The organism is Streptomyces flavofungini, from assembly GCF_030388665.1.
Classification (GTDB): Bacteria; Actinomycetota; Actinomycetes; order Streptomycetales; family Streptomycetaceae; genus Streptomyces; species Streptomyces flavofungini_A.
Genome location: NZ_CP128846.1, coordinates 1,880,598 through 1,901,981, shown reverse-complemented (window position 1 = coordinate 1,901,981; position 21,384 = coordinate 1,880,598). Strand labels below are relative to the sequence as shown.

The 21,384-nt window shown below is 70.5% G+C and carries 20 protein-coding genes and 1 pseudogene; 13 read left to right on the top strand and 8 right to left on the bottom strand.

Annotation, left to right across the window (positions count from 1 at the left end; genetic code table 11):
- Positions 1-32: 32 nt before the first annotated feature.
- The 6 genes from QUY26_RS07360 (at position 33) to QUY26_RS07335 (ending at position 6,153) form a co-directional block, all read left to right on the top strand.
- Complete coding sequence (locus QUY26_RS07360; protein ID WP_289944330.1) at positions 33-1,022, top strand: sugar ABC transporter substrate-binding protein; 990 nt, start codon at positions 33-35, stop codon at positions 1,020-1,022.
- 208 nt (positions 1,023-1,230) lie between these two features.
- Positions 1,231-2,214 carry a sugar ABC transporter substrate-binding protein gene (locus QUY26_RS07355; RefSeq protein WP_436840284.1) on the top strand — a complete coding sequence of 328 codons (984 nt, stop codon included), beginning with the start codon at positions 1,231-1,233 and terminating at the stop codon, positions 2,212-2,214.
- A complete protein-coding gene (locus QUY26_RS07350) occupies positions 2,211-3,281 on the top strand; it encodes an ABC transporter permease (RefSeq protein WP_289944329.1) in 1,071 nt (356 codons plus the stop codon). The genes QUY26_RS07355 and QUY26_RS07350 overlap by 4 nt, the downstream gene beginning before the upstream one ends.
- Positions 3,278-4,126, top strand: a complete 849-nt coding sequence (locus QUY26_RS07345) for an ATP-binding cassette domain-containing protein (protein WP_289944328.1) — start codon at positions 3,278-3,280, stop codon at positions 4,124-4,126. The genes QUY26_RS07350 and QUY26_RS07345 overlap by 4 nt, the downstream gene beginning before the upstream one ends.
- Before the next feature lie 260 nt (positions 4,127-4,386).
- Positions 4,387-5,544, top strand: coding sequence for an ROK family glucokinase (locus tag QUY26_RS07340; RefSeq protein WP_289944327.1), 1,158 nt, complete (start codon positions 4,387-4,389; stop codon positions 5,542-5,544).
- Positions 5,545-6,153 (top strand): sugar kinase, encoded by a 609-nt coding sequence (locus tag QUY26_RS07335; protein ID WP_289944326.1) that lies wholly within the window; start codon positions 5,545-5,547, stop codon positions 6,151-6,153. It begins immediately after the preceding gene.
- A 339-nt stretch (positions 6,154-6,492) separates the two neighbouring features.
- Here QUY26_RS07335 and QUY26_RS07330 read toward each other — a convergent pair whose 3' ends face one another.
- Positions 6,493-7,500 carry an ornithine cyclodeaminase family protein gene (locus QUY26_RS07330; protein ID WP_289944325.1) on the bottom strand — a complete coding sequence of 336 codons (1,008 nt, stop codon included), beginning with the start codon at positions 7,498-7,500 and terminating at the stop codon, positions 6,493-6,495.
- Between the two features lie 101 nt (positions 7,501-7,601).
- On the opposite strand from QUY26_RS07330, the pseudogene QUY26_RS07325 reads away from it, so the two are divergent.
- Positions 7,602-7,952, top strand: a pseudogene (locus tag QUY26_RS07325) (alanine:cation symporter family protein); the annotation flags it as partial.
- Between the two features lie 61 nt (positions 7,953-8,013).
- Here QUY26_RS07325 and QUY26_RS07320 read toward each other — a convergent pair.
- The 4 genes from QUY26_RS07320 to QUY26_RS07305 form a co-directional block, all read right to left on the bottom strand.
- Positions 8,014-9,123 carry an SPFH domain-containing protein gene (locus QUY26_RS07320; protein ID WP_289944324.1) on the bottom strand — a complete coding sequence of 370 codons (1,110 nt, stop codon included), beginning with the start codon at positions 9,121-9,123 and terminating at the stop codon, positions 8,014-8,016.
- A 29-nt stretch (positions 9,124-9,152) separates the two neighbouring features.
- Positions 9,153-9,590 carry an NfeD family protein gene (locus QUY26_RS07315; protein ID WP_289944322.1) on the bottom strand — a complete coding sequence of 146 codons (438 nt, stop codon included), beginning with the start codon at positions 9,588-9,590 and terminating at the stop codon, positions 9,153-9,155.
- Between the two features lie 195 nt (positions 9,591-9,785).
- On the bottom strand, positions 9,786-10,556 hold the full coding sequence (locus QUY26_RS07310; RefSeq protein ID WP_289944320.1) for a hypothetical protein: 771 nt from the start codon (positions 10,554-10,556) through the stop codon (positions 9,786-9,788).
- Positions 10,557-10,670: 114 nt separating this feature from the next.
- Positions 10,671-11,186, bottom strand: coding sequence for a beta-class carbonic anhydrase (locus QUY26_RS07305; RefSeq protein ID WP_289944318.1), 516 nt, complete (start codon positions 11,184-11,186; stop codon positions 10,671-10,673).
- Between QUY26_RS07305 and QUY26_RS07300 the strand changes: the two genes are divergently transcribed.
- A complete protein-coding gene (locus QUY26_RS07300; protein ID WP_289944316.1) occupies positions 11,176-11,430 on the top strand; it encodes a hypothetical protein in 255 nt (84 codons plus the stop codon). The two genes, QUY26_RS07305 and QUY26_RS07300, sit on opposite strands and share 11 nt — an antisense overlap.
- Before the next feature lie 150 nt (positions 11,431-11,580).
- Entirely contained in the window at positions 11,581-13,041 is a 1,461-nt protein-coding gene (locus tag QUY26_RS07295; RefSeq protein WP_289944312.1) for a SulP family inorganic anion transporter, read from the top strand.
- Positions 13,042-13,634: 593 nt separating this feature from the next.
- Here QUY26_RS07295 and QUY26_RS07290 read toward each other — a convergent pair.
- Entirely contained in the window at positions 13,635-14,879 is a 1,245-nt protein-coding gene (locus QUY26_RS07290) for a cation:proton antiporter (protein ID WP_289944311.1), read from the bottom strand.
- Positions 14,880-15,683: 804 nt separating this feature from the next.
- Here QUY26_RS07290 and QUY26_RS07285 point away from each other — a divergent pair.
- Positions 15,684-16,742 carry a PP2C family protein-serine/threonine phosphatase gene (locus tag QUY26_RS07285; RefSeq protein ID WP_289944310.1) on the top strand — a complete coding sequence of 353 codons (1,059 nt, stop codon included), beginning with the start codon at positions 15,684-15,686 and terminating at the stop codon, positions 16,740-16,742.
- Positions 16,743-16,851: 109 nt separating this feature from the next.
- Positions 16,852-17,352, top strand: a complete 501-nt coding sequence (locus QUY26_RS07280; RefSeq protein WP_289955555.1) for a MarR family winged helix-turn-helix transcriptional regulator — start codon at positions 16,852-16,854, stop codon at positions 17,350-17,352.
- Positions 17,353-18,570: 1,218 nt separating this feature from the next.
- On the opposite strand, the gene QUY26_RS41130 is transcribed toward QUY26_RS07280, so the two are convergent.
- Together QUY26_RS41130 and QUY26_RS07270 are read right to left on the bottom strand one after the other, a co-directional pair.
- On the bottom strand, positions 18,571-18,987 hold the full coding sequence (locus QUY26_RS41130) for a DUF1929 domain-containing protein (RefSeq protein ID WP_436840283.1): 417 nt from the start codon (positions 18,985-18,987) through the stop codon (positions 18,571-18,573).
- Positions 18,984-19,166: a hypothetical protein gene (locus QUY26_RS07270; RefSeq protein WP_289944306.1), complete on the bottom strand. Its 183-nt coding sequence runs from the start codon at positions 19,164-19,166 to the stop codon at positions 18,984-18,986. The genes QUY26_RS41130 and QUY26_RS07270 overlap by 4 nt, the downstream gene beginning before the upstream one ends.
- Positions 19,167-19,296: 130 nt before the next feature.
- On the opposite strand from QUY26_RS07270, the gene pcaDC reads away from it, so the two are divergent.
- Positions 19,297-20,592 carry a bifunctional 3-oxoadipate enol-lactonase/4-carboxymuconolactone decarboxylase PcaDC gene (gene pcaDC, locus QUY26_RS07265; RefSeq protein WP_289944305.1) on the top strand — a complete coding sequence of 432 codons (1,296 nt, stop codon included), beginning with the start codon at positions 19,297-19,299 and terminating at the stop codon, positions 20,590-20,592.
- Positions 20,593-20,718: 126 nt separating this feature from the next.
- Entirely contained in the window at positions 20,719-21,351 is a 633-nt protein-coding gene (locus QUY26_RS07260) for an MBL fold metallo-hydrolase (RefSeq protein ID WP_289955554.1), read from the top strand.
- The last annotated feature ends 33 nt before the right edge of the window (positions 21,352-21,384 follow it).

Genomic DNA, 21,384 nt, shown 5'->3' with positions numbered 1-21,384 from the left:
CGATCCGCGGCCGGGAGAAGGGCGGACCCCTCATGCGTACAGCCCGCACGGCAGCAGCGCTCCTAGTGGTCGTCGCACTCGCGGCAGGGTGCAGCGGCTCCGGGGGCAAGGACTCCGAGGACGAAGGGAACGGCGGTGGCGGCGGGAAGGCGGCCGGCACCCCGCGCCTGAAGATCGCGATGGTGACGCACTCCGGTGAGGGCGACACCTTCTGGGACATCGTCCAGAACGGCGCCAAGGAGGCGGCCAAGAAGGACAACGTCGAGTTCCTGTACTCCAACGACAAGGAGGGCAAGGGCCAGGCGGAGCTCGTCCAGGCCGCGATCGACAAGAAGGTCGACGGGATCGTGGTGACGCTGGCCAAGCCGGAGGCGATGAAGGCCGTCCTCGGCAAGGCCCGCGAGGCCGGGATACCGGTCGTCACCATCAACTCGGGCGGGGAGTTCTCCACCCGCTTCGGCGCGCTGAGCCACATCGGGCAGGACGAGTCCGTGGCGGGTGAGGCCGTCGGCGACGAACTGGACCGGCGGGGGCGGAAGAAGGTCCTGTGCGTGATCCACGAACAGGGCAACGTCTCCCTGGAGCAGCGCTGTGCGGGTGTGAAGAAGACCTTCGGCGGCACGGTGACGAACCTGAACGTCGACGGCACCAACGCGCCCGGCGCCCAGTCGTCGGTGAGCGCCAAGCTCCAGGCCGCCAAGGACATCGACGCGGTCGTCACCCTGGGCGCGCCGATCGCGGCCGTGTCCGTGAAGGCGAAGCAGGACGCGGACAGCGACGCGGAGATCGACACCTTCGACCTCAACGCCGAGGTGGTCAAGCGGCTCAAGGCGGGCGAGGTCGGCTTCGCCGTCGATCAGCAGCCCTACCTCCAGGGCTACCTCGCGATCGACGAGCTGTGGCTGTACCGCACCAACGCGAACGTGCTCGGCGGCGGCAAACCCGTCCTGACCGGTCCGGCGGTGGTGACCAAGAAGGACGTACCGAGGCTGGAGAAGTACACCGCCCGCGGTACCCGATGACCACACGGCTGATCCGTGTGACCGATACTTGGGCGGCCGGGTCCGGGCAGCGGGCCCGGCCGCACCGAGGAACACAGCAAGCACTGCAAACCAAATCGGCGCCGCGAACGCAAACGCGGGCGGCTCCGTGCGCACCGCAGGCGCAGCAGACACTGGACAGCAAGAAGGGCACGACGTCGTGGCAAGGGTTCGGACTGGAGTACGTGCGGTGGGTGCCGTGCTTGTGGCGGTGCTCGGGGTGTCCCTGGCGGGATGCAGCAGCACCGGCGGCAAGCGCGCCGAGGACGCCCGCAAGGCGCAGCAGGCACAGGGCAGGGCCGCGGTGAACACGCCGCGCTGGACGTTCGCCATGATCACGCACTCGGGCGACGGCGACACCTTCTGGGACATCGTGCAGAGCGGCGCCAAGCAGGCCGCCGTGAAGGACAACATCAAGTTCCTGTACTCGCACCACGACGAGGCGCAGCAGCAGGCACAGCTCGTGGACGCCGCCATCGACAAGAAGGTCGACGGCATCATCGTCACGCTGGCCAAGCCGGACGCGATGAAGGCCGCCGTGGCCCGCGCGACGAAGGCCGGCATCCCGGTGATCACGGTGAACTCGGGCTCGGCGGAGTCCAAGAAGTTCGGCGCCCTGACCCACATCGGCCAGGACGAGACGATCGCGGGCGAGGCCGTCGGCGAGGAGCTGAACAAGCGCGGCAGGAAGAAGGCCCTGTGCGTCCTGCACGAGCAGGGCAACGTCGGCCACGAGCAGCGCTGCGAGGGCGCCGAGAAGACGTTCGACGGCGACATGCAGAACCTGTACGTCGAGGGCACCAACATGCCCGACGTGCAGTCCTCCATCGAGGCCAAGCTCCAGTCCGACAAGGACATCGACGCCGTGGTCACCCTCGGCGCGCCCTTCGCCGACACGGCCGTGAAGGCCAAGGACGGCGCGGGCAGCAAGGCCGAGATCGCCACCTTCGACCTCAACGAGAAGGTCGCGGGCGGCCTGAAGTCCGGCACCCTGGGCTTCGCCGTGGACCAGCAGCCCTACCTCCAGGGGTACGAGGCCGTGGACCTGCTGTGGCTCTACAAGTACAACGCCGATGTGCTCGGCGGCGGCAAGCCGGTCCTCACCGGACCGCAGATCATCACCAAGGACCAGGCCGCCGAGCTGGAGGAATACGCGAAGCGGGGGACCCGATGAGCGCGACCGCACCTGCACCCGCACCGTCGCCGCAGCGGCCCGAGAAGGCGGCCGACGAGCGGCTTCTGAAGACCTCGCCGCTGAAGAAGTTCCTGGGCCGTCCCGAGCTCGGCTCCGTCGTGGGCGCCGTGGCGGTGTTCCTGTTCTTCGCGATCGTCGCCGACAGCTTCCTGCGCGCGTCGAGCCTCGCCACCGTCCTGTACGCGGCGTCCACGATCGGCATCATGGCGGTGCCGGTGGCGCTGCTCATGATCGGCGGTGAGTTCGACCTGTCGGCGGGCGTCATGGTGACGACGTCCGCGCTGATCTCGTCGATGTTCAGCTACCAGATGACGGCGAACGTCTGGGTCGGCGTGGGCGTGTCCCTGCTCGCCACCCTCGCCATCGGCGTCTTCAACGGCGTGATGCTGATCCGCACGGACCCGCCGAGCTTCATCATCACGCTCGGTACGTTCCTGATGCTCACCGGCGCGAACCTGGGCTTCACCAAGCTGATCAGCGAGACCGTCTCCACCAAGTCGATCTCCGACATGGAGGGCTTCTCGTCCGCGAAGGAGGTGTTCGCCTCCACGATCACCATCGGCGACGTCGACTTCAAGATCACCATCGTGTGGTGGCTCGCGATGGTCGCGGTCGCCACCTGGATCCTCCTGCGCACCCGTGCCGGAAACTGGATCTTCGCGGTCGGCGGCGGCGAGCAGGCCGCCCGCGCGGTCGGCGTGCCCGTCGGCAGGACCAAGATCGGCCTGTACATGGGCGTCGCCTTCGGCGCCTGGGTCTCCGGCCAGCACCTGCTCTTCAACTACGACGTCGTGCAGTCCGGCGAGGGCGTCGGCAACGAACTGATCTACATCATCGCGGCCGTCATCGGCGGCTGCCTGATCACCGGCGGCTACGGCTCGGCGGTCGGCGCCGCGGTCGGCGCCCTGATCTTCGGCATGACCAGCAAGGGCATCGTCTACGCCGAGTGGAACCCGGACTGGTTCAAGTTCTTCCTCGGGGCGATGCTGCTCCTCGCGACCCTGCTCAACGCCTGGGTCCGCAAGCGCGCGGAGGCGACGAAATGACCACTGAGGCCGTATCCAAGCAAGACACGGCCCCCGCCGACCGCACGCCGCTGGTCGAGCTGGACGCCGTCAGCAAGTACTACGGCAACATCCGCGCCCTCGAAGGAGTCTCCCTCGAAGTGCACGCCGGGGAGATCTCCTGCGTGCTCGGCGACAACGGCGCGGGCAAGTCCACCCTCATCAAGATCATCGCCGGTCTGCACCAGCACGACGCGGGCACCCTCACCATCGAGGGCGAGGAGACCAAGCTCGCCAGCCCCCGCGAGGCCCTGGACCGCGGCATCGCGACCGTCTACCAGGACCTGGCCGTCGTCCCGCTGATGCCGGTCTGGCGGAACTTCTTCCTCGGCTCCGAGCCGACGAAGGGCACGGGGCCGTTCAAGCGCCTGGACGTCGACTTCATGCGCCGGACGACGCACGCGGAGCTGCTGCGCATGGGCATCGACCTGCGCGACGTGGACCAGCCGATCGGCACGCTGTCCGGCGGTGAGCGCCAGTGCGTGGCGATCGCCCGCGCCGTGTACTTCGGCGCGAAGGTGCTCGTCCTGGACGAGCCCACCGCGGCCCTCGGCGTGAAGCAGTCCGGCGTCGTCCTCAAGTACGTCGCCGCCGCCCGTGACGCCGGCCTCGGTGTGGTCCTGATCACCCACAACCCGCACCACGCCTACCTGGTCGGCAACCGCTTCGTCCTCCTCAAGCGCGGTGCCATGTCCGGCAGCCACACCCGCGCCGAGATCACCCTCGACGAACTGACCCGCCAGATGGCGGGCGGCTCCGAGCTGGACGACCTCCGCCACGAACTGGAACGGGCTCCGGAGCCCGACCTCGGGGGCGGCGCCCCATAGGCCCAGCCGGGGCCCGCAAGGGGCGCGGGGAACCGCGCGACCGGCCCGAGAAAAGCCGCAGACGCATCTGCCGAGCACCGAGCAGACGCGTCTGCGGCTTCGTCGTGGCTGAGCGCGCAGTTCCCCGCGCCCCTGAGGGATCCGGGGCGCCCGTACCCCGAAGGTGCGGGGCGCCCCACCTCCCGGGGGCCGACCGGGGTGACCCCGGCACCCCGGTCCCGTTGTGCGCGCCCCCGCGAGCGTGAGGCAGAATCGGCCCGATGAGCACCTACCGCGACCTCACGCACCGCGGCTCCGCCCGAGCCACCGTTCTGCGGACCGTGGGCACGCGTGAGCGCCGATCCCATCTGACGGCGCCCCGCGTCCCCACCGTCGGCATCGACATCGGCGGCACCAAGGTGATGGCGGGCGTCGTGGACGCCGACGGCAACATCCTGGAGACCCTGCGCACCGAGACGCCGGACAAGTCCAAGAGCCCGAAGGTGGTCGAGGACACCATCGTCGAGCTGGTCCTGGACCTGTCCGACCGGCACGACGTGCACGCCGTCGGCATCGGCGCCGCGGGCTGGGTGGACGCGGACCGCAACCGCGTCCTGTTCGCCCCGCACCTGTCCTGGCGCAACGAACCCCTGCGCGACCGCATCTCCGGCCGCCTCGCGGTCCCCGTGCTCGTCGACAACGACGCGAACACCGCCGCGTGGGCCGAGTGGCGCTTCGGCGCGGCTCGCGGCGAGGACCACCTGGTCATGATCACGCTCGGCACCGGCATCGGCGGCGCGATCCTGGAGGACGGCCAGGTCAAGCGAGGCAAGTTCGGGGTCGCGGGCGAGTTCGGCCATATGCAGGTCGTGCCCGGCGGCCACCGCTGCCCGTGCGGCAACCGCGGCTGCTGGGAGCAGTACAGCTCCGGCAACGCCCTGGTCCGCGAGGCCCGCGAGCTGGCGGCCGCGGACTCCCCGGTGGCGTACGGCATCATCGAGCGCGTCAAGGGCAACGTCCCCGACATCACCGGGCCCCTCATCACCGAGCTGGCCCGCGAGGGCGACGCCATGTGCGTCGAGCTGCTCCAGGACATCGGCCAGTGGCTCGGCGTCGGCATCGCCAACCTCGCCGCCGCGCTCGACCCGTCCTGCTTCGTCGTCGGCGGCGGCGTCAGCGCGGCCGACGACCTGCTCATCGGCCCGGCCAGGGACGCCTTCCGCCGCCACCTCACCGGCCGCGGCTACCGCCCCGAGGCCCGCATCGCCCGCGCCCAGCTCGGCCCCGAGGCGGGCATGGTGGGCGCCGCCGACCTGGCCCGCCTCGTCGCCCGCCGCTTCCGGCGCGCCAACCGCCGCCGCGTCGAGCGCTACGAGCGGTACGAGCGCTACGCCGCGGCCCGCCGCTCCAACGACCGCACCGCCCAGGGATCCCAGTAGATGACCGTGCCCCGCCAGCCCTCGTCCCCGGACCTGCCGGGCCCGCCCGGGCCGGGTGACGCGGAGCAGCGCCCTCCGGAAAACCGCGGCCACATGATCCGCCGCCGCTGGCTCACCGCGACGATCATCGTGCTGCTCATCGGCGTACCCGCCGTGTATCTGCTGATCTCCGCGAACCAGAGCCGCGACAGCGGCCGCGACAAGGAGAAGAAGTACTCCGCGACCGGCCTCACCGCGGGCTGGCCCTCCAAGGTCCAGCGCCGTCTCTACGACGTGCCGATCCCGCCGTACTCCGCCGAGGTCGCCTACTACGAGACCAACAACTGGCGCACAAGCCGCCTGTACGTCCAGTTCCTCACCAGCAACGAAGGCCTCGACAAGTTCCTCAGGGCCACAGGCACCGGCGAGGGCGTCAGCGCGCTGAAGAAGAACGACATCACCATCAGCAAGCGCGACCGCGGGGTCGTCGGCTGGGAGTTCACCGGCCCCGGGCCCTGGTGGGGCCTCACCCACGAGATGAAGAACCCCACCCCGACCCAGGACATCGTCGTGAACCGCTCCGACCCGAAGCACCCCATGGTGTACGTCGTGTCGACGACGACGCCGTAGCCGTACCGCGCACGAACGGGCCGAGGCCGTGACGGGGCACGTCACGGCCTCGTACCATGTCGCCATGATCCTCAGCCGCAGCACCTGATGCCACCGGAGCCCTCCGGGCCCGCGCACTGCCGTCGCGCGACTGTTGTTGATCCTCTCTCGTTCTTCTCGGTACGTCGCTCCTCGTCCCGTGCGCCGCTCGCTTCCCCGACGGCGTACGGCACTTCGCGCACGCGCACACCCCCGCACGCCCGCCGCGGAAGGCTGCCCTCATGACGCCCACCCAGGGGCACCTGTTCGACGCGGTGGTGCGGCACCCGGTGACGGTGGAGCAGGAGGCGGGCGCGCCCCTTACGCCCGCCACTTCTCGTACGCCGCCACCGCCACCGCCAGGTCCTCCCACGCCATGCCCGCCGACTTGAACAGGCGCGGGCGGGCAGCGTCGACGGGCACCTCGCCGCGGGCCAGCTCGCGCAGGGTGCCCAGGCGTCGCAGGTCGAACGCGGCGGTGGCGACGGCCTGCACGATGTCGCCGCACTCGCGCATCGCCACCGACCGGGACTCGGCGACGACCGTGGCCCGGCCGAGGAGGCGCTCGTCGACCTCGCGGGCGTCGGGCTCGTGCGAGCCGACCGCGGCGACGGTCGCGTGCGGGGCGAGCAGCGCGCTGTCGAACAGCGGCTCGCGCGCCGTGGTGCAGCAGCAGACCACGTCGGCGTGGGCGACGTCCTTCGGCACCGCGGCCGCCGCCGCGAGCCCCGCCGCCCGGCACCGCTCCACGAACGCGGCCACCCGCCCCTGGTCACGCCCGACCACGTCGACATGGGCGAGGCCGGGACGCACCGCCCGTACCGCCTCCACATGCCCCCACGCCTGCGGCCCGGTCCCGAACACGAGCAGCCGCCGGACCTCCGGCGCGGCCAGGCGCCGGATCGCGGCGCCGGACACGGCCGGCGTCCGCAGCGAGGTGAGGGCGATGCCGTCGAGCAGGGCGAGGGGCTGGTGGGTCACGCCGTCGAGCAGGAGGTAGAGGCCCTGGACGCGGGGCAGGCCGCGCTCCGGGTTGCCGGGGGTCACGGACGCCACCTTCACGCCCGCGTACGACGCCGTCGACGACGGCATCAGCAGCAGCTGACCGCCCGTCACGCCGACGACGGACCGCGCGGGTTCCGCCTCGGGGTCGAGCCCGCCGCTCACGAGCGCGTCCTCGACGGCGTCGACGGCGGCGTCCATCGGGACGAGGCGGGCCAGCGTGGCGGCGTCGAGGTGGGGGAGGCCCGGATCAGGCGCGACGGGCGGGGCGGGCGGGACGGGCGGAAGGGGTTCCTGTGGCGCGGGGGATTCGAGGTGCGGGGTCATTCGGTGATCCTCACCGCCGACGCCGGACCGAAACACCGGGGCTCGCCGGGCCCGTGGCACCTCCGGCCCGGCGGCCGTGAGCTGCGCCTGAGCGGTTGGCCCCGGCCGCGGTCGCCACGATCATCGAGGGCGCCTTCAACCCCGAGGGCGTCGCCGGTGGAGTCCTCGGTGCGCTGATCATCGGGTTCAGGCAAGCCGCATTCTCCAACGAGGCCGGCCTGGGCTCCGCGCCGATCGCCCATTCCGCGGTCAAGACCGCCCCCGCCGGCGAGAAGGGCCTGGTCGCCCTGCTGGAGCCGTTCATCGACACCGTCGTCATCCGCACGATGACCGCGCTGACCATCGTCATCGCCGACCCCGCCAGCTGGGCCGAGGCCCGCAAGGACCCGGACTTCTCCGGCGGCGTCAGCATCACGTCAGACGCGTTCGGCACGGTCATGCCCTCGCGGCCACCGTCGAGCACGCCGGAGGCGCGGTTCTCCCGGCTGCCTGGTAGCCGGATCGAGGGCTGCCTCAATCGCCGGACGGCTGACCTCGGCTCGGCACGGTGGGCGTCCTCGCGGCCTCGGCCTCGGCCTTGGCGTCGTTCACCGCGGCGGCTGCCTGCTTCGCGGCCTCGTCGATAGCCGCGGCGGCGTCGAGCGAAAGCGTCGATTCCGCCTTGGGCTCCGGACTCCCGCTTCCGCCCGAGGCGCGATCAGAGCCCGCGACGGTTGGCTCTTCGGACGGTGGGGGTGTGCGAAGACCCATCGCTGACCGATCGCTGAACGCGCCGCTGACGGTGCGAACCGCCTCCGTCAGCTCTCCCGGGATGACCCAGAACGTGTTGTTGTCGCTCTGAGCCAGGTGCGGGAGCGTCTCGAGGTACTTGTAGGCAAGGACCTTCGGGTCGGCGTTGTTGCGATGGACGGCCTGGAAGACGCGCTCCACCGCCTTGGCCTCGCCGTCCGCCCGCAGGATCATGGCTTGCTGCGTGCCCTGTGCCTCCAGGATGTCCTTCTGCTTCGTGCCCTCCGCGGTGAGGATCTTGGCCTGCCGCTCACCTTCGGCGTGCAGGATGGCCGCGCGCTTGTCACGCTCGGCCCGCATCTGCTTCTCCATCGCTTCTTTGATGGTGTTCGGCGGATCGATGGCCTTGATCTCGACGCGGTTGACCCGGATGCCCCACTTGCCGGTGGCATCGTCGAGCACGGTGCGGAGCCTGGTGTTGATCTCCTCGCGTGAGGTGAGGGTCCCCTCCAGATCCATGCTGCCGATGACGTTCCGCAGCGTGGTCACGGTGAGCTGGTCGATCGCCTGCAGGTAGTCGGCGACCTCGTAGGCCGCCGCCCGTGGGTCGGTGATGTGGTAGTAGAGCACGGTGTCGATGTTGACCACGAGGTTGTCCTCGGTGATCACGGGCTTGGGGTCGGACGAATAGACCTGCTCGCGCACGTCGAGTTTGGTGTTGACGCGGTCCGCCACCGGCAGGACGAAGTTCAGACCCGGTTGCAGCGTCCGGCGATACCGGCCGAACCGCTCGATGTTGTAGCGGCGCGCCTGTGGGACGACCCGCACCGTGGAGGCCACGAGGAAGACGACGACGATCGCCGCCACGAGAATCGGGATGACAACCGGATCCATGCTTCCTCCGTTGCTGTGTGTTCAGCCGTTCACGGAAGGAGTTCCCGTGGGTACACGACGGCTGTGGCGCCCTCGATCTCCATGACATCCACCAGCGCCCCCACCGGGATCACGTGACTTTCGTCAAGGGAACGTGCGGACCATTCCTCGCCGGAGAGTTTGATCAGGCCGTGGGTCGCGGTGACCTCCTGCATGACCTCGGCCTGCTTGCCGATCAGCGCATCGCTGCCCTCGCGCGTGAGGGGGCCCTGCGCCATGTGCCGCAGCGCGACGGGGCGAATGACGACGAGGCCCGCTGCCGCTGCCGCTGCGAACACCACAAGCTGACCGAAGACACCGACACCCACACCGGCGACCACGGCTGCGACCAGGGCGGCACCCGCCAGCAGCCCGAAGACCAGCGTCAGGGTGAAGAACTCCGCCACACCGAGCACCCCGGCGGCGAGCAGCCACACCAACCATGGCATCGCATCAGCCTCCCTAGGGGGACTTGTTCTCCACGTTACCTCTCGGAACCCGGGCAGAACAGGCAGCGCCCGCACGGATCGCGTCCCACCGGAGGGAAGGAGGCGGCTGCCGGAGGCGGCGCGCGCCCTGCCGGCTGAGGGTGCGGACAGCCCGGTGCGGCGTACGGCACGGTACGGGCGGCAGCTCGGCCGTACCTACGGCGAAGCCGCCGCGCGATGCAAGCGGTGATGCGTCACGACCGCCGCGCACACCACGATGGATACCGAGGCGGCGGACACGCTCCACCACGGCATGCCGGTCCACACCGCCGACAGTCCCACCCCGAAACAGACCGCTGCGATGGTGATGAGCAGCCGCCTGCCGTACGGGTTCCACGTGAAGGGCCCGTGGTCACGTGGCCTGGCCAGACGTACCGCGCCGAATATGAAGAGTTGCGCTGCGACGAGCGCGGCGATCATGCCGACAGCGGCGTTCATCTGGACCTCGTCACGGGGCGCCTCGGAGGTGTCCTGCCGTACGCCGTCCTTGCGGAGCGCCACGATGCCGCGCCGCCAGGCGGTGGCGGTGACCTGGTCGCCGGACTTGAGCCGCTCCAGGAGCGGCCCCGGGTCTCCGAAGGACACGGTTCCCCGCCAGGAGTCCTGGTCCGTCAGGGTCGCCTTGTAGGCCTTCCCCCCGTTCACCGTCTTCTCGACGGTGAGGCGCCAGCTGCTCAGGCATTCCGTCTGCTCCAGACCGCTGTCCCGGGCGGAGCACGGCTCGGCCGCCCGGTAGTCCCGGTAGCGTTGTGCGTCGGAGGGCAGCCACCAGCTGAACACCGTGTAGGAGGCTACCGCCGGTATCAGGGACAGCAGGATCAGCAGGACGCCCATGAACCGCACCCGGCCCGGCGACCGCAGGCCGGCGCCCTTCCCGTTCGGCATCCCGTGCGCGTCGCGCGCCGTCGCCCGCGCGTGTGCTGTCACCGCCCACCTCCCGCGCGCCATCATCCATCGGCCCCGGAACGGCATACAACGACGTCGGACGGCATCGGGCGAGAGGCGCCGGCTTCCGTGTCCCGGCAGACCTCAGGGGGCGGGTCAGGCGGAGACGGTGCGTGCGGCGGCGTCGGCCTCGGACAGCGACCCGTCGCGCACGTCGTAGACGAATCCGCGGACCCGGTCGGTGTGCGGGAGGAACGGGGCATGCCGCACGCGGGCCACCGAGGTTCGCACGCTGGCCTCGACGTCCCGGAAGCTCTCCACCGACCAGGTGGGCCTCAGGCCGGTGTCGTGCTCCAGTTCGTCCTTGAACTCGTCTTCGGTGAAGGTCGCCATGCCGCACTGGGTGTGCTGCATGACGATGATCTCGCGGGTGTGCAGCTTGCGCTGGCTGATGGCGAGGGAGCGGATGGTGTCGTCGGTCACGACACCGCCGGCATTGCGCAGGATGTGTGCTTCACCGTGCTTCAGGCCGAATACGTCGAACACTTTGATCCGGGCGTCCATGCAGGTGACAATCGTCAAGTGCAGGCTCGGCACCGGCGTGTTGATGGTCGGCGTACCCCGCAGCGGCGAGTCGGAGTTTCGCTGCAGCAGTTCATCGATGGCGGTCATGGCCCTCTTCCGGTTTCCGGTGGCAGATGGTCACGGCCGCGTCCTCGCGGCGCTTGATCTTTCCGTGCTGGTTTACCTTCCTTTGAATCAAAACCCGCTCGATCCTCCTTCGGCAAGGGTGCAAAAGGGGCGCCACGGCGTCGAACTTGTTTCCGGTAGCCGGTGGGAAGCGCCGTTGACCGTGGCGCCTTTGCAGGTCGCAGGGATGGCGGCGCCCGGAGGAGCCGAGCCTGACCGCGCCTAGCGCGAAGCGGATCTCACAGTGTGATCCTTGGTCTTGCCTTGATTCAATCCATACGGCATCTTTACGGTCTGGAGTGCCGGGAAGTCTGGTCGGCAACTCGGCCCACCGTGCGCCGAGTTCACCTTTTCTGCCGACCCGGAACGAGGGCCGATGCTCCAGCGCGTTACCAAGGAAGTCCTGGCCGGCCTGACCGTCGCCGTCGTAGCTCTGCCGCTGGCCATAGCCTTCGGCATCACCGCGACCGGTACGTCGGAAGGCGCACTCGTCGGGCTGTACGGCGCGATCTTCGCCGGATTCTTCGCGGCGGTCTTCGGCGGTACGCCCGGCCAGGTCACCGGCCCCACGGGCCCCATCACCGTCGTCGCCACCGGGGTGATATCCGAGCACGGGCTGGAGGGCGCGTTCCTGGCGTTCATCATGGCCGGTGCGTTTCAGGTCCTGTTCGGCCTGTGCAAACTCGGGTCGCTCATCCGCTTCATCCCCCACCCCGTGGTCTCGGGCTTCATGGGCGGGATCGCGCTCATCATCATCCTGGGCGAACTGGACCAGGCGCGGAGCAGTTTCCTGGTGGTTGCAGGAACGATAGTGCTGATGCTCCTGTCGACGCGCGTGATCAAGTCGGTCCCGGCCAGCCTGATCGCGCTCGTCCTCATGACCCTGCTCCTGCGGGTCGCGGAGCGGCCCCTGCGGGACGTACACGTCGGGCCGGTCGCGCTCAACAGCGCGATCGACTACATCGGCAAGATCCCGGAGTCCGTACCCTCGCTCACCGTTCCCGACCTCAGCGGCTCCCTGGTCCTCACCCTCTTGCTGCCCGCGCTCAGCATCGCGCTGCTCGGCTCCATCGACTCGTTGCTGACCTCGGTCGTCATGGACAACATCACCGGCACCCGGCACCGGAGCAACAAGGAACTGATCGGCCAGGGCATCGGCAACGCCGCCAGCGGTCTCCTCGGCGGCCTCGCCAGCGCCGGCGCGACCGTCCGGTCCGTGGTCAACATCAGAAGCGGCGGCCGCACCGCCCTGTCGGCGGCCGCGCACAGCGTCATCCTCCTCGCCCTCGTGGTCGGCCTCGGGACCGTCGTGCAGTACATACCCCTCGCCGTTCTGTCGGGCATCCTGATCCTGACCGCGGTGGGCATGTTCGACTGGGACGGCCTGAGCAAGGCGCACGTCACCCCGCGCGGCGACGTCGCCGTGATGTTCGTGACGATGATCGTCACGGTCCTCTTCGACCTGACCGTGGCGGTCGCCGCCGGCGTCCTCCTGGCATTCGTCGTGCACGCCGTACCGGGACGCCGGGGCAGAGCCAGGGTCATCCGCGACGACGCCGATGCCTACCGCATCGAAGGGCCTCTGTCGTTCCTCTCCGTGGACCGGGTCTTCTCCGCCCTGCCCGGTGACCGCTCGAACCTGTCGCTGAGCCTGGAGGGCGTGAGCTACATCGACTTGTCCGGGGCGAAGGCCCTGCTGACCTTCATCGACCATTCGCGCAACGCCGGAGTCGAACTCAACCTCAATGACCTGCCCCCACACGTCGAGAACAGGTTGACGGCGCTCGCCAGCGGGGAACAGCGCGACAAGCTCAAGACAGTCGTCACAGACACCTAGGAGGTCATCGAGCGTATTCACCTGCCGTTCGAAAACCACGGCGGCGCCTGACGGCTCGGGAACCAGGGCGGCGCCTGACGGCTCGGGAACCAGGGCGGCGCCTGACGGCTCGGGAACCAGGGCGGCGCCTGACGGCTCGGGAACCAGGGCGGCGCCTGACGGCTCGGGAACCAGGGCGGCGCCTGACGGCTCGGGAACCAGGGCGGCGCCTGACGGCTCGAAAACCACGGCGGCGCCTGACGGCTCGGGTGGATGCCGCGACGAGGAGACGGGACACGCGGTCAGCACCGCACGCGGCACGATCCTCCCCTGCGGCCTCGTCGTTCTCTCCTCGGCCTGCAGGATCGGGGCGTGGGATCCGACTTCCCCGACGCGCCCAGGAGGTCGTGGAGCAGACGCGACGCCGTGATGATGTCGAGCGGACGCCTGCTGTCCTCGGTCTTCACCACGACGGCGACCAAGGGGCCGCGGACCTGTGCCATCAGCGCGGCGACTTCCAGGACCGTGTCGTCGGGGCCCGCGATCGGAGGCTTGACGGCCTCGCCGGAAGCTCGGCCGGGTACGCGGACGGTCCCGTCGGCGTACGGGCGGGCTCACGGCCCTACGCGGCTCGGCTCCTCCGCGCTCGTGGCGTCGCTGGTCCGGGCGGCGGGCACTTCGGTGTCGGTGAGCTCGTCGACGTGGAAGAGGCGGGCGATGGGGACATCGGTGCTGCTGTGGGCCACGATCGAGAAGGCGATGCACACCGCGATGAGCGTGAACGCCTCCCCGCCCTGGGGGATCCCGGCCTGGAGCACGAGCAGCCCGTAGACGACGGAGGCGAAACCCTTCGGGCCGAACCAGGCGGCCACCAGCTTCTCCTGGCGGGTGAAGCGGGTCCCCATCAACGAGAGCAGCAGCGAGGCGGGCCGGATCAGCACGATGGCCAGGACCACGGCCACGTACCCGCCGAACGACAGGTCGCCGAAGAGGCTCGGAGTGAGCAGTGCGCCGAACACCAGCAGGGCAGCGAACTTGGCCAGTTCGGCCAGTGCCTCGCCCAGCGGTTCGAAGGACTCCTTGGCCTCGATCGAGCGGGCAGTGAGAACTGCGCCCGCCGAGAATGCCGCCAGGTAGGGGTTGGCGTGCGTGAGGTGGCACAGCGCGTACAGGATCACACCGATCGCCAGCGGCAGCAGCGGCTGCAGCTTGGGCTCCGCGCCGAGGTGACGGAAGCGGACCAGGGCGATGACGGCCATCGGCAGAACCACGCCGAAGACCAGGCCGAGCAGCAGCTCCAGACCGATCTTCCCCAGGGAGGACTCGGCATGTCCTGAGGTGGGGCCGGCCGCGGCGATGAGGATGAGAACGACGGGCAGCGCGAGGCCGTCGTTGATGCCGCTCTCCACGTTCAGCAACTGCCGCAGCTTGGACGGCACTTCCTTGCGCCCCACGATGGCCGAGGCGAACACCGGGTCGGTGGGCGCGAGGACCGCACCGACCAGGAAGGACGTCGTCCAGTCCAGGCCCACCAGGTAATGCGTGATCAGCGCCATGCCCACGAAGGCGAGCGGCATGCCGAGCCCCAGGGCGCGCGCCGGGTTCTTCCAGTTGGCGCGCAGCTTGGGGAAGGAGACGTGCATGCCGTCGGTGAACAGCACCGCGAACAGAGCGAGATCTGCCGTCACGGACACGATCTCGCTGTCCGGCGTGATGTGGATCAGACCGAGGAAACCGTCGCTGACCAGCGCGCCGCCGACGAGGAAGAGGAAGGAGGTGGAGAGTACTGTGCGAGCCGCGAGGCCTGACAACAACACGGCGATCAGCAGTGCGACCCCGAAGACGACGATGAGCACCATGGCCGGAATTCCCCGTTCAGCAATAAGACTTTCCGCAACACGCCGACCAGGCTTCCCGGCACACCGTGGGGAACCATACACGTTCTTTACGCAGCGCTGACAGGTCCTTGACGCGCGCGAAGGCGGCCTGGATGTTGCCCGCTCCCGGCAGGTTGTCGGCCGGGGCGGCCTTGGCGTGTGCCGTGCTGCGTGCGTGATGATCAGGCGAGTGTCCCCGCTCTCGCCGTGCAGCCGGACCGCTTCGCCGCGCCGATCCTGCTTCGCCCGGGTCCGTCCGGGAAGGCGAGGGCGGAAGCGGGGCATCCGACGGCCATGCGCGGCAGGGGGTTCCTCGGTCAGGAGGGGCGCGGCAGAGGCGGGGTCTCACTGATGACTGCGGCGGCCGTCGTGCTCCTTGTCGCCCTGCTCGTCGCTTCCAGGACGCGGGTGATGGCCCCCGTCCGGCCGGTCGTGTGGTTCACGAGGCCTTGTCCGCGCGGTGACAACACAACAGCCGGTTCGGCGTTGTCGCGCCGCTGCACTGAGGGTTGGGGCGGGTGCGCTGAGGGTCGGGGCGGGCCCGAGGCGCCGCGCTGTGACGATCCCCGGCACGGTCGCGGGTGGGCGGCGACTCGTATACCTGTGGGGTGCTGTGGTCCGGAGGGGGCGCCGCAGGGGGAGGGGCTGTCGGTCTGTCGGAATCGATTGAGTAACGAGCGTCCCGCCGTATCTCTTAATGGATGCAATCTTTGCATAGTCTAAATGTGGGGGAGGGTCGCTTGGTGAGGGCGGCTCGCAGCTTGTGACGAAACGGCCGGGAGCATCATGACCACTGGAGAGCGGGAGGAGGGGCGCGTCGTCCTTTCCTGCTTGCCGGTCGTGATGATGGCCGTCGTGACCGTTGTGGACCTCACGGCAGGTCCTGAGGTGGGGTTCCTCCCGCTGGTGTCGCTCGGGCCTGCCTTCGCCGGGCTGATCGGTACCTGGCGGCGCACCGCGCTGATCGGAGTCGTGGCACTGCTGTTGTGCGTGGGGCTGGGTGCCTACGACGGTCTCTTCGGCACCCGGCGCGGCTACACGGCGATGGCGTCCGTGGTGGGAGTGACCGCTGCGGGTGTCACGGCCGCGGTGATGCGCGGGCGGCGCGAGGCGGAACTGGCCAGTATGCGCTCGATTGCCGAAGCGGCGCAGCGGGTGCTGTTGCGCCCGGTGCCGCGAAGCGCGGGACCGCTGCAGGTCGCTGTCTCCTACACCTCAGCGGTCGCGGAGGCGCGGATCGGCGGCGACCTGTACGAGGTCGTGGCCTCCCCCCACGGTGTGCGGGTGATCGTCGGAGATGTGCAGGGCAAGGGACTTGCCGCGGTGGAGACGGCGGCGCTGGTGCTGGGCGCCTTTCGTGAGGCGGCGCACGACGAGCCGGACCTGGTCGCTCTCGCCGCCCGCCTGGAGCGCAGTGTGGCCCGGGAGGCGAACGGTGAGAAGTTCGTGACCGTGGTCCTCGCCGAGGTGCGGGTCGAGGAGCGGGCCGCGGTGTTGCTGAACTGCGGGCATCCGGCCCCGATGCTCGTACGCTCCGACGGCTGTGTCGACTTCCTCCGCCCGCCCGCCTACGCTCTTCCGCTCGGCCTGGGAACGCACGGAGGCGAGCCACCCCGCTCCTACCGCGTCGACTTCGCCCCGGGCGATCAACTCCTGTTCTACACCGACGGCGTGACCGAGGCCCGCGACGCGGACGGCACGTTCTTCCCCCTGGAAGAGCGCGCCGGCCTGCTCAAGAGCCCCGAGGCCGAGGCCGCGATCGAGGCGCTGCGCGAGGACGTGGTACGGCACGCGAGGGGCCCCTTGCACGACGACGCGGCCATGCTGCTGCTGCGCTACCGGTGACGGTGACGGTGCACGATGCACATCGAGAGGCGGAGGGCGCGCTGCGCTGTGAGCAGGGCGGACAGGGGAGAAAAGTGCCATGGCCAGGAAAGCGACTCCGGTGGAGCGCATGGACGATGTGGATGCGGTGACCCGTGCCGTGCTGACGGCGTCGCGGGTGTTGGTAGCGGTGTCCGCGCGTTCCCTCGCCGAGGTCGAGGACCGGGTGACGCTGCCGCAGTTCCGCATGCTGGTGGTGCTCTCTTCGCGGGGGGAGACCAAACTCGTCGCGCTGGCCGAGCTGTTGGGCGTGGCCCCGTCGACGGCGATGCGCATGGTCGACCGGCTGATCGCGGCCGGGCTCGCGGCCCGGCAGACCAATCCCGACAACCGCCGCGAGACCCTGCTGCGGCTCACCGACGAAGGGCACCGCACGGTGGAGGATGTCACCGCGCGGCGCCGCCAGGAGATCGCGTCGATCGTCGAGCGGCTCGCCCCGCAGCAGCGAATGGCGCTCATCGACGTGCTGACGGACTTCAACCAGGCGGGCGGCGAACCACCGGCACCGTCTCGGGGCGCGGGCACGGACCCGTATCCGCTGGGCTGGGGGGAATCACCGACGGCAGGCTGACCAGCGGCATTCAGGATCTCCTGCCCGCATCGTCGAAGGGCGGGAGAGTCGGACGGCATGGCCGCTCGACACGTACGGCCCGCTGTTCCGTACGGCCGCGAACCAGCGTCCGTCGCCACCGCGTGGTCGCGGCCCCCGGTGGCGACAGGACCGCGCCGTCTCCCGTCGTGGCGCACGTCCTGCGTGCCGGGAGCGGCCGATGGTCAGGCTTCCGCGGCAAGCGCGCCGGGGTCGCCCGCTCCATGGCTGATGTCGTCGAGATCCTGCGCTTGGCCGGCGTCGACCTGGACGTCGAGGAAGTCGCGCCACTGCTGACCAGGTGGCGTGGCGGTGCGTGTGACATGTGGTGGGCGCGTCACGGCACGGCAGGGCCCGTATGTGTCCTGAGCGGTGGGCTGCCGGGGCCCGGCAGCGTGACGCCCGGGTCCCGTCCGGTCGGGAACGGCGCGCCCAAGGCGGGGCAGCGTGCAAGGTGGTCGCGACATCGTCGGGTCCGATGAGGGAGGGGGTTCGGTATGCGAGCGACATGTCAGGGCACGGCGGTTCGCCGCTGGGCTGCGTCCGGTCTCGCCGAGCACCTGCGGAGCGTCCTGTGGGGGCCCGCAGAGTTCATAGGGATTCCTGGGCGGCTGCTGGCCGAGGGGCTCGCGGTCGGGGGCGCCACAGCAGTGGTGATCGTCGGGTCGGCCTTTGCCGGGATGTGGGGCGGCCCTCGAGGTCTGGTGACCGGCGAACTCGGCCTGACGGTGGTCGCCGTCCTGGTGCTGTACCTGGTGGTGCTGCGAGCCGGACGTGTGCTGATCGGTCTGGTCGCGATGCTGGGCGCGTGCCTGGCTTTCACGGCACCGGATGTCGCGGCCGGGGTAGCGCTGCAGCAGCGCGGCCGTGTGGAGCCGGCCCGGGTGGCCTCGGTTCAGGCGGCCGGACACGGGCGTTCCGTCTGTTCGGTCACGGACATCGACGCCGTTCCGGCGGGCGCTGAAGTGTGGCGCGGCTGCGCCGAGTCGACCACGGTGGGGGACACCCTGCCCGTGGTGTACGACCCGCGGGGGGCGGGCGCCCACGCGGGGCGTCGCCACACCGGGAGAGCTGCGCGGGGCGGAGCTTCGGCTGGCGGCTCTCTCGGCCCTGTTCGTCGGCGGATGCACGGTGGCGGTGGTGCGCTCGTTCCGGCTGGAGGCGACGTCGGGCGGAGCCTGAACCACCCCGGCCAGAGGCCTACCGTACGTGGACCCAGGCTGCCCGCGAGGGAATGCCGTCCCGGTCGGTGGCGAAGACCATGTACCAGCCGGGCGGGATGAGGGAGCTGCCGCCAGGCACGCTCACGGTCAGGGCATCCTTGTCCCGGCGGACGACGCGGAGAGCGATGGGCCGCTGGTCGAAGTCGGTGACGTGGGTGGCGGAGCCGGGCCGCGTGAGACGCACGTGCCGGATGCGTCCGGCGTCCGCGGTACGCGGCGCAGTTCTTCTCCGGGTCGTGGATCTGGGAGCGGACGGTGTCGCTGGCGTCGCGGCCGCGGTAGCCGCGGCTGCCACCGGTCGTGAACACGGCGTCGTCCGGCACCAGCGCACTGTTCGAGTAACGGGTCTTCTCCGGGAGGTCGGGCCCGGCCTCGAAGGCGGGGCGGGCGTCATGCGGGATCGACGATCGCGGTACGGGCAGTCGCCTTCGGCGACTCGCCCACGCCGTCTCCGCCGAGAACCATGACCTTGTGATCCTGCGCGGGTGGCAGCAGCACCGACGACGAAGTCTCCAGGAGGCCGGGGTCCTTGAAGCCCGCCGACCGAGGTGAACGTGTTGTCGGCCAGGTCACCCGAGTCACCTGGAAGCCGTGTTCGACGCCAGATCCGACAGTGCTCGGACCTGGCGTCGAGAGAGGGCCAAGACCCGGTAGGTTCACCCCGACGATGTGACATCTCGTGACAGATGAGAGGGTCGGGCGGGTGAGTGAGACACCGAAGAACACCCTGCAATACCGCTTTGACGGGCCAGAAGACGCCCCGGTCCTGGTCCTGGGTCCCTCACTGGGTACCACATGGCACATGTGGGACCGGCAGGTGCCCGAACTCAGCAAGAACTGGCGGGTCATCCGCTTCGACATGCCCGGACACGGCGGCGCCCCCGCCCACCCCGTGGACTCCGTCGGTGAACTGGCCCGCCGCGTGCTCGCCACGCTCGACGAGCTCGGCGTGCAGCGCTTCGGGTTCGCGGGCTGCGCGCTCGGCGGCGCCATCGGCGCCGAACTGGCGCTGCGCAACCCGCACCGCGTCGCCTCGCTCGCGCTCATCGCCACCTCGCCGCGGTTCGGCACCGCCGACGAGTTCCGCCAGCGCGGGGTGATCGTCCGCACCAACGGCCTCGACCCCATCGCCCGCAGCTCCCCGGAACGCTGGTTCACCCCCGGCTTCGCCGCCGCCCAGCCCGCCATCACCGACTGGGCCGTGCAGATGGTGCGCACCACCGACCCCGGCTGCTACATCGCCGCCTGCGAGGCGCTCGCGGCCTTCGACATCCGCGCGGAGCTCGCCAGCATAGGAGTGCCCACCCTCGTCCTGGTCGGCTCCGAGGACCAGGTGACCGGACAGGGCGAGGCCCGCACCCTCGTCGCGGGCATCCCCGACGCCCGCCTCGCCGTGGTGCCCGGCGCCTCCCACCTGGCCCCCGTGGAGCAGCCCGGCGCGGTCACCGATCTGCTCGTACGCCACTTCACCAGCGCCTGGCAGGCCGCCCCCGACGCCCACGCCACCGGCCAGCACGCCATCGCCGCGCCCCCCGTCAAGCCCGTGCTGGCGCCGCCCCCGGCCGCACCGCTCGCCGAGATCGCCGCGGTCGAGCAGCCCGTCGCGACGGACGCCCGCCCGGACGCGTACGCCCAGGGCATGAAGGTCCGCCGCGAGGTGCTCGGCGACGCGCACGTCGACCGGGCCATGGCCGCCGCCGACGAGTTCTCCGCGGACTTCCAGGACCTCGTCACCCGCTACGCCTGGGGCGAGATCTGGAACCGCCAGGGCCTGGACCGCCGCACCCGCAGCTGCGTCACCCTCACGGCCCTCGTCGCGGGCGGCCACCTGGACGAGCTGGCGTTCCACACCCGCGCCGCCCTCCGCAACGGCCTCACCCCGGCCGAGATCAAGGAAGTGCTGCTGCAGGCCGCGGTGTACTGCGGGGTCCCGGCGGCCAACAGCGCGTTCCGGGTCGCCCAGACGGTGATCCGCGAGGAGACCACCCCGCAGGAGTAGGCGCCGGGCACACCCCTCCGGGCCCCTGCGGGCCCCGCCTCGCTCCCGGGACACCCCTCGGGGCCGCCCCGGTCGGCCCCGAGGGACGGGAGGAGGAGCAGGATGGAGGGCATGACGACCTCTCCCATCAAGCTCACCAAGAAGTCCCACGCGTGCGTGCGCCTGGAGAAGGACGGCCGCCTCCTCGTCATCGACCCGGGGGGCTTCAGCGAGGACGACGCGGCCACCGGGGCCGACGCCCTCCTGGTCACGCACGAGCACCCCGACCACTTCCACGAGGGGCATCTGCGCGCCGCCCTCGAGGCCGACCCCGCCACGGAGCTGTGGACCCTCGCGTCCGTCGCGGACCAGCTCGCGGCGGCCTTCCCGGGGCGCGTGCACACCGTCGGCCACGGCGACACGTTCACGGCCGCCGGGTTCGACGTCCAGGTCCACGGCGAACTGCACGCCGTGATCCACCCCGACCTGCCCCGCGTCACCAACGTCGGCTACCTGGTCGACGGCACCGTCTTCCACCCCGGTGACGCGTTCACGGTGCCCGAGCACCCCGTGGACACCCTGATGGTCCCGGTGATGGCCCCCTGGAACAAGATCTCCGAAGTCATCGACTACGTACGCGAGGTCAAGCCGCGGCGCGCCTACGACATCCACGACGCCCTCCTCACCGACCTGGCGCTGCCGATCTACGGCGGGCACATCGGGCGGCTCGGCGGCACGGACCACGCGCGGCTCGCGCCGGGGGAGTCCGCCGAGGTGTGACGGTCCGGGGCCGGCCGGGGCGGTGCCGAGGCG

Coding starts and splice junctions, on each gene's coding strand:
- QUY26_RS07360 (WP_289944330.1), top strand. CDS start 33: ATGCGTACAGCCCGCACGGCAGCAGCGCTCCTAGTGGTCGTCGCACTC.
- QUY26_RS07350 (WP_289944329.1), top strand. CDS start 2,211: ATGAGCGCGACCGCACCTGCACCCGCACCGTCGCCGCAGCGGCCCGAG.
- QUY26_RS07345 (WP_289944328.1), top strand. CDS start 3,278: ATGACCACTGAGGCCGTATCCAAGCAAGACACGGCCCCCGCCGACCGC.
- QUY26_RS07340 (WP_289944327.1), top strand. CDS start 4,387: ATGAGCACCTACCGCGACCTCACGCACCGCGGCTCCGCCCGAGCCACC.
- QUY26_RS07335 (WP_289944326.1), top strand. CDS start 5,545: ATGACCGTGCCCCGCCAGCCCTCGTCCCCGGACCTGCCGGGCCCGCCC.
- QUY26_RS07330 (WP_289944325.1), bottom strand. CDS start 7,500: ATGACCCCGCACCTCGAATCCCCCGCGCCACAGGAACCCCTTCCGCCC.
- QUY26_RS07320 (WP_289944324.1), bottom strand. CDS start 9,123: ATGGATCCGGTTGTCATCCCGATTCTCGTGGCGGCGATCGTCGTCGTC.
- QUY26_RS07315 (WP_289944322.1), bottom strand. CDS start 9,590: ATGCCATGGTTGGTGTGGCTGCTCGCCGCCGGGGTGCTCGGTGTGGCG.
- QUY26_RS07300 (WP_289944316.1), top strand. CDS start 11,176: ATGGCGGTCATGGCCCTCTTCCGGTTTCCGGTGGCAGATGGTCACGGC.
- QUY26_RS07305 (WP_289944318.1), bottom strand. CDS start 11,186: ATGACCGCCATCGATGAACTGCTGCAGCGAAACTCCGACTCGCCGCTG.
- QUY26_RS07295 (WP_289944312.1), top strand. CDS start 11,581: ATGCTCCAGCGCGTTACCAAGGAAGTCCTGGCCGGCCTGACCGTCGCC.
- QUY26_RS07290 (WP_289944311.1), bottom strand. CDS start 14,879: ATGGTGCTCATCGTCGTCTTCGGGGTCGCACTGCTGATCGCCGTGTTG.
- QUY26_RS07285 (WP_289944310.1), top strand. CDS start 15,684: ATGACCACTGGAGAGCGGGAGGAGGGGCGCGTCGTCCTTTCCTGCTTG.
- QUY26_RS07280 (WP_289955555.1), top strand. CDS start 16,852: ATGGACGATGTGGATGCGGTGACCCGTGCCGTGCTGACGGCGTCGCGG.
- QUY26_RS41130 (WP_436840283.1), bottom strand. CDS start 18,987: ATGACGCCCGCCCCGCCTTCGAGGCCGGGCCCGACCTCCCGGAGAAGA.